Here is a 5,946-nt window from a genome sequence, read left to right on the forward strand (position 1 = left end):
CGACCCGCGCCCGCAAGCGCCCGCAGCCCGACTCCCCGCATCCACAGGAGCCCCGAAATGGCCATCGAGGTCCGCATCCCGACCATCCTCCGCAGCTACACCGACGGCGAGAAGGCCGTGCAGGGCGCCGGCACCACCCTGGCCGAGCTGATCGACGACCTGGAGTCCCGGCACAACGGGATCCGCGGGCGCCTGGTCGAAGGCGACGACCTGCGCCGCTTCGTCAACGTCTACCTCAACGACGAGGACGTCCGCTTCCTCGACGGCATCGCCACCGAGCTCGCCGACGGCGACAGCGTGACGATCCTGCCCGCCGTCGCCGGCGGCTCCGTCTGATGCGCTACGACAGCCCCCTGGCGGCCGTCGGCAACACGCCCCTGGTCCGCCTGCCCCGCCTCTCCCCCACCCCCGACGTGCGGATCTGGGCGAAGCTGGAGGACCGCAACCCCACCGGCTCCGTGAAGGACCGCCCGGCGCTGTTCATGGTCGAGCAGGCGGAGAAGGACGGCCGCCTCACCCCCGGCGCCACGATCCTGGAGCCCACCTCCGGCAACACCGGCATCTCGCTGGCCATGGCGGCGCGGCTCAAGGGCTACCGCATGGTCTGCGTGATGCCGGAGAACACCAGCGACGAGCGCCGCCAACTGCTCGCCATGTGGGGCGCGGAGATCATCTCCTCGCCCGCGGCCGGCGGCTCCAACACCGCGGTGCGCGTCGCCAAGGAGCTGGCCGCCGAGCACCCGGACTGGGTGATGCTCTACCAGTACGGCAACCCCGACAACGCCGGTGCGCACTACGCCACCACCGGCCCCGAGATCCTCGCCGACCTGCCGTCGATCACCCACTTCGTCGCCGGCCTCGGCACCACGGGCACCCTCATGGGCGCCGGCCGCTTCCTGCGCGAGCAGCGCCCGGAGGTGCGGATCGTGGCCGCCGAGCCGCGCTACGACGACCTCGTCTACGGGCTGCGCAACCTCGACGAGGGCTTCGTCCCCGAGCTGTACGACGAGTCGGTGCTCACCACCCGCTATTCCGTCGGCTCCGAGGACGCCGTGACCCGTACCCGCGAACTCCTGCGCGAGGAGGGCATCTTCGCGGGCGTCTCCACCGGGGCCTCGCTGCACGCCGCGATCGGCGTGGGCCGCAAGGCGGTACGGGCCGGGGAGAGCGCCGACATCGCGTTCCTCGTCGCGGACGGCGGCTGGAAGTACCTGTCGACGGGCATCTACACGGCCGCGACCACGGAAGAGGCCGTCGCGGCGCTGCACGGCCAGCTCTGGGCGTAGCGCCGGGGCGCCGGGGCCGGCAAGCGCGCGCAGGCCGCCGGGCGCGGCGGGCACGGCGGCGCGGACGGGCCTACTGCGCCCCCGCGGCGAACTCCGGTGCCGCCTCCCGGGCCGCGGCCCGCCTCCGGCTCAGCGCCCAGCCGCCCGACAGCAGCGCCGCCCAGCCGGCGCCCACGTACAGCGAGACCCGCGCGTCGGCGTCCAGGGCGGTGAGCACGGTGACGAAGGCGAGGAACGCCAGCGCCAGCCAGCTGCACACCGCCCCGCCGGGCGCGGGGAACGACGAGGCGGGCAGCCGGCCGGCGACGACCGCGCGGCGGTAGCGGATGTGGCTGAGGAGGATCATCGACCAGGTCCAGATGCCGGCGGCGGTGGCCACGGACATGACGTAGCCGAACGCCTTCTCCGGCACGAGGTAGTTGAGCACCACGCCGACGGACATGACCACGACCGACATGGCGATGCCCGCGGCCGGCACCCGGCGCGGGCTGAGCCTGCCGAAGACCTTGGGCGCCTCGGAGTTGGCGGCCAGGGCGCGCAGCATGCGGCCGGTGGAGTACATGCCGGAGTTGCACGACGACAGGGCCGCGGTGAGCACGACGAAGTTGACGATGCCGGCCGCGAGCGGGATGCCGATCTTGCCGAAGGCGGCGACGAACGGGCTGATGCCGTCGCTGAACTCGGTCCACCGGACGACCGACAGGATGACGATCAGCGAGCCCACGTAGAAGATGACGATCCGCCACGGCAGCGTGTTGATCGCCTTGGGCAGGGTCTTCTCGGGGTTCGTGCTCTCGCCCGCGGTGACGCCGACGAGTTCGACCGCGAGGTAGGCGAACATCACGCCCTGGAGGGTCATCAGGCTGTCGCCGATGCCGTGGGGGAAGAAGCCGCCGTGGCTCCAGAGGTTCGTGGTGGAGGCGGTGGCGGCGGCGTCGGAGAAGCCGAGGGTCAGCACGCCGACGCCGATGACGATCATGCCGATGATCGCGGTGACCTTGACCATCGAGAACCAGAACTCCAGCTCACCGAAGATCTTCACCGAGATCAGGTTGACGCCGAAGAGGAGCACCAGGAAGCCGAGGGCGCTGACCCACTGCGGGACGGCGGGCCACCAGTAGTTGATGTAGATGGCGGCGGCGGTCAGCTCGGTCATGCCGGTGACGGCCCACATCAGCCAGTACGTCCAGCCCGTGACGTACCCGAAGTAGGGCCCGAGGAACTCGCGCGCGTACTCGGCGAAGCTGCCCGAGACCGGGCGGTAGAGCAGCAGTTCGCCCAGCGCGCGCATGATGAAGAAGATGACGACGCCGGCGATCGCGTACAGGAAGATGAGGCTGGGCCCGGCCTTCTCGATGATCTTGCCGGCGCCCAGGAAGAGGCCCACTCCGATGGCGCCGCCGATGGCTATCATCTGGATCTGGCGGCTGCCGAGCCCGCGCTCGTAGCCCTCGTCGGAGGGCGGGGCCGAGCGGCCGCCCTCCGGGACCTTCGCAGTGGTCATGTGGAGTTGTGCCCTTTCCCGTGCAGTCCCCCGACTGCAGCTTTACCACGGGAAAAGGGTGATTATGTGCACATTCACCCGAACGGGGCCCTTTCGAACGGGCCAGCGGGCTACGGCATCAGCGTCTCGATGAGGGTCTCCTGCAGCCCGCCCAGCCACAGGTACGCCATCACCATCGGCTTGCGCTCGTCCTCGTCCGGCAGCCGGAAGAGCACCTCGCCGTCGTCGTCGTCCCGGATGTCGAGGCGCGCGCCTATGGCCAGCCGCAGGTCGTTCAGCGTCGCGAGCCACTGCCGCGACTCCTCCGGGCCGACCTTGAGCACCGCGCCGCCCTCCCCCTGCACGGTCAGCAGGTCGAGCCCGCGGACGACGGCCAGGGCGTTCTCCCGCTTGCTCTCCCGCAGCTCCGGCTCGGTGTAGCGGCGGAACTCCCCCGAGCGGGCCCGCTCCTGGTCGTCGGGGCCCTTGCCCGGCTCGCCGTACGCGTCGGGGAAGAGCCGCGCGAGCGCCGGGTCGGACGGCGGCTTGCTGGGGCCCTCGGCGAAGAGCGCGTCCAGCGGGTCGGCGGGCGGTGCGGCGTCCGCGGGGGCGTCGCCGGGGCCGATCAGCTCCAGCAGCTGCACGGTCAGCGTGCGCAGGATGGAGATCTCCAGCTCGTCCAGCGCGACGGCCGCGCCGCCGCCCGGGACCGCTTCGAAGTGCCCCGCCATCAGCGGTCCTGCTGGAGGGTGGCCCACAGGCCGTAGCCGTGCATCGCCTGCACGTCCCGCTCCATCTCCTCGCGGCTGCCGCTGGAGACGATGGCCCTCCCCTTGGTGTGTACGTCCATCATGAGCTTGCGTGCCTTCTCCCTGGGATATCCGAAGTACGCCTGGAAGACGTACGTCACGTAGCTCATGAGGTTCACCGGGTCGTTGTGGACGATCGTCACCCAGGGGACGTCCGGTTCAGGCACCGCCGCGGGTGACTGGGACTCGACGGTCTCCGGGCGCTCGATCTCCGTGGGTGCGACGCTCACGGTTGGCGGCAACTCCTCGATAGCTCCGGCTGCGACGGCAGCCCTGACGGTCCCCATGCTGCCACCCGAGGCGGTGCCGCAGCCATTCGGACACCGGAAATCGTCAGTGTGACGAGTATGGGCGTAGGATCAGGTGCATGTCGGAACTGAAGCTGCCGGTCACCGTCCCCTCGACGGCTCTGTTCACCGATCACTACGAGTTGACCATGGTCCAGGCCGCGTTGCACGCCGGCACCGCGGACCGGCGCTCGGTCTTCGAGACCTTCACCCGCCGGCTGCCGGAGGGCCGCCGCTACGGCGTCGTGGCCGGCACCGGCCGCGTCCTCGACGCCCTGGAGAGCTTCCGCTTCGAGCCCGAGGTGCTGACCTTCCTGCGCGAGTACGACGTGGTCGACGCCCCGACCCTGGACTGGCTCGCGGACTTCCGGTTCACCGGCGACATCTGGGGCTACCCCGAGGGCGAGGTGTACTTCCCCGGCTCCCCCGTGCTGCGCGCCGAGGGCGGCTTCGCCGAGTGCGTGCTGCTGGAGACGGTGGTGCTGTCGATCCTCAACCACGACTCCGCGATCGCCGCCGCCGCCTCCCGGATGGCCGTCGCCGCGGGCGGCCGGCCGCTGATCGAGATGGGCGCCCGGCGCACCCACGAACTCTCCGCGGTCGCCGCCGCCCGGGCCGCCTACGTCGGCGGCTTCGCCTCCACCTCCGACCTGGCCGCCGGCTTCCGCTACGCCATCCCCACCGTCGGCACCGCCGCGCACGCCTTCACGCTGCTGCACGACAGCGAGCGGGAGGCGTTCACCGCGCAGGTGGAGTCCATGGGCACGGGGACGACGCTGCTGGTCGACACGTACGACGTGGCCGCCGCGGTCCGTACCGCCGTGGAGGTCGCGGGTCCCGAGCTGGGCGCGGTGCGCATCGACTCCGGCGACCTGCTGCTGGTCGCGCACCGGGTGCGCCAGCAGCTCGACGAGCTGGGCGCGCAGCGGACCCGGATCATCGTCACCAGCGACCTCGACGAGTACGCCATCGCCTCGCTCGCCGCCGCCCCCGTGGACGCGTACGGCGTGGGCACCCGGCTGGTCACCGGCAGCGGGCACCCGACGTGCTCGATGGTCTACAAGCTCGTGGCCCGCGCCGCCTCCGACGCCCCGGACGCGCCGCTGGTGCCGGTGGCGAAGCGCTCGACGGGCGGGAAGACGTCGATCGGCGGCCGGAAGTGGGCGGCCCGGCGGCTGGACGCGTACGGGGTCGCGGAGGCCGAGGTCGTCGGCACCGGGGAGGTGCCGGCGGAGCTGGCCGGGCGGGAGCTGCTGGTGCCCCTGGTGCGCGGGGGGAAGGTCGTGGGCCGGGAGCCGATGGACGACGCCAGGGCCCGGCACGTCGAGGCCAGGGACGGGCTGCCGCTGTCCGCCACCCAGCTCTCCAGGGGCGAGCCGGTCCTGCCGACGGAGTACGTATGACGCCCGGCCGACCGGGCAGAGAACCGGGACGCGCAGCGCTTCGTTCCCCAGCGCTCCGTCCCGCCGACGCCGACTCACGAAGGGCAGCCCACCATGCATCGTGCACTGATCGTCGTTGACGTGCAGAACGACTTCTGCGAGGGCGGCAGCATGGGGGTGACCGGCGGCGCGGACGTGGCCGCCGCGATCACCGACCTGATCGGCCGGTCCACCGCCGGCTACCAGCACGTCGTCGCCACCCGCGACCACCACATCGAGCCTGGCGACCACTTCGCGGCGCACCCGGACTTCGTGCACTCCTGGCCGCCGCACTGCGTGGCCGGCACGGAGGGCGTGGGCTTCCACCCGAACTTCGCCCCGACCGTCGCCTCCGGCGCGATCTCGGCGGTCTTCGACAAGGGCGCGTACGCGGCGGCGTACAGCGGCTTCCAGGGGGCGGACGAGAACGGGGTGCCGCTGGCGGACTGGCTGCGCGCCCGGGAGGTGACGGAGGTCGACGTGGTGGGCATCGCCACCGACCACTGCGTGAAGGCGACGGCGCTGGACGCGGCGGCCGAGGGCTTCCGCACGCAGGTGCTGCTGGACCTGACGGCGGGGGTGGCGCAGGACAGCACGCAGCGGGCGCTGGGGGAGCTGGCGGAGGCGGGCGTGGAGCTGGCGGGCAAGCCGGTCGTCGGC

7 protein-coding genes are annotated in these 5,946 nt (G+C 72.1%); 4 read left to right on the forward strand and 3 right to left on the reverse strand.

Annotated elements, in window-relative coordinates:
* The first annotated feature begins 57 nt into the window (after positions 1-57).
* Both H5J30_RS14830 and H5J30_RS14835 read left to right on the forward strand, forming a co-directional pair.
* Positions 58-336 carry a MoaD/ThiS family protein gene (locus tag H5J30_RS14830; RefSeq protein WP_181787908.1) on the forward strand — a complete coding sequence of 93 codons (279 nt, stop codon included), beginning with the start codon at positions 58-60 and terminating at the stop codon, positions 334-336.
* The gene (locus tag H5J30_RS14835; RefSeq protein ID WP_181787909.1) at positions 336-1,286 is read left to right on the forward strand and encodes a PLP-dependent cysteine synthase family protein; all 951 of its coding nucleotides are present in this window, start codon (positions 336-338) and stop codon (positions 1,284-1,286) included. The genes H5J30_RS14830 and H5J30_RS14835 overlap by 1 nt, the downstream gene beginning before the upstream one ends.
* Positions 1,287-1,356: 70 nt before the next feature.
* On the opposite strand, the gene H5J30_RS14840 is transcribed toward H5J30_RS14835, so the two are convergent.
* The 3 genes from H5J30_RS14840 to clpS all read right to left on the reverse strand — a co-directional run bounded on the left by H5J30_RS14840 (position 1,357) and on the right by clpS (position 3,808).
* Complete coding sequence (locus tag H5J30_RS14840; RefSeq protein ID WP_181787910.1) at positions 1,357-2,790, reverse strand: amino acid permease; 1,434 nt, start codon at positions 2,788-2,790, stop codon at positions 1,357-1,359.
* A gap of 110 nt (positions 2,791-2,900) precedes the next feature.
* A complete protein-coding gene (locus tag H5J30_RS14845) occupies positions 2,901-3,500 on the reverse strand; it encodes a DUF2017 domain-containing protein (protein ID WP_181787911.1) in 600 nt (199 codons plus the stop codon).
* Complete coding sequence (clpS, locus tag H5J30_RS14850) at positions 3,500-3,808, reverse strand: ATP-dependent Clp protease adapter ClpS (protein WP_018834043.1); 309 nt, start codon at positions 3,806-3,808, stop codon at positions 3,500-3,502. Before clpS ends, H5J30_RS14845 begins: the two co-directional genes overlap by 1 nt.
* A 137-nt stretch (positions 3,809-3,945) precedes the next feature.
* Between clpS and H5J30_RS14855 the strand changes: the two genes are divergently transcribed.
* Positions 3,946-5,268, forward strand: a complete 1,323-nt coding sequence (locus tag H5J30_RS14855; protein WP_181787913.1) for a nicotinate phosphoribosyltransferase — start codon at positions 3,946-3,948, stop codon at positions 5,266-5,268.
* A gap of 93 nt (positions 5,269-5,361) precedes the next feature.
* A partial coding sequence (locus H5J30_RS14860; protein WP_181787914.1) for an isochorismatase family protein occupies positions 5,362-5,946 on the forward strand: 585 nt, incomplete at its 3' end.

This window comes from Streptomyces phytophilus, assembly GCF_013870535.1.
In the GTDB taxonomy this organism is placed as follows: Bacteria; Actinomycetota; Actinomycetes; order Streptomycetales; family Streptomycetaceae; genus Streptomyces; species Streptomyces phytophilus.

Excerpts from the sequence above, each read along its gene's own strand:
- H5J30_RS14830 (WP_181787908.1), top strand. The coding sequence starts at position 58 with ATGGCCATCGAGGTCCGCATCCCGACCATCCTCCGCAGCTACACCGAC.
- H5J30_RS14835 (WP_181787909.1), top strand. The coding sequence starts at position 336 with ATGCGCTACGACAGCCCCCTGGCGGCCGTCGGCAACACGCCCCTGGTC.
- H5J30_RS14840 (WP_181787910.1), bottom strand. The coding sequence starts at position 2,790 with ATGACCACTGCGAAGGTCCCGGAGGGCGGCCGCTCGGCCCCGCCCTCC.
- H5J30_RS14845 (WP_181787911.1), bottom strand. The coding sequence starts at position 3,500 with ATGGCGGGGCACTTCGAAGCGGTCCCGGGCGGCGGCGCGGCCGTCGCG.
- H5J30_RS14855 (WP_181787913.1), top strand. The coding sequence starts at position 3,946 with ATGTCGGAACTGAAGCTGCCGGTCACCGTCCCCTCGACGGCTCTGTTC.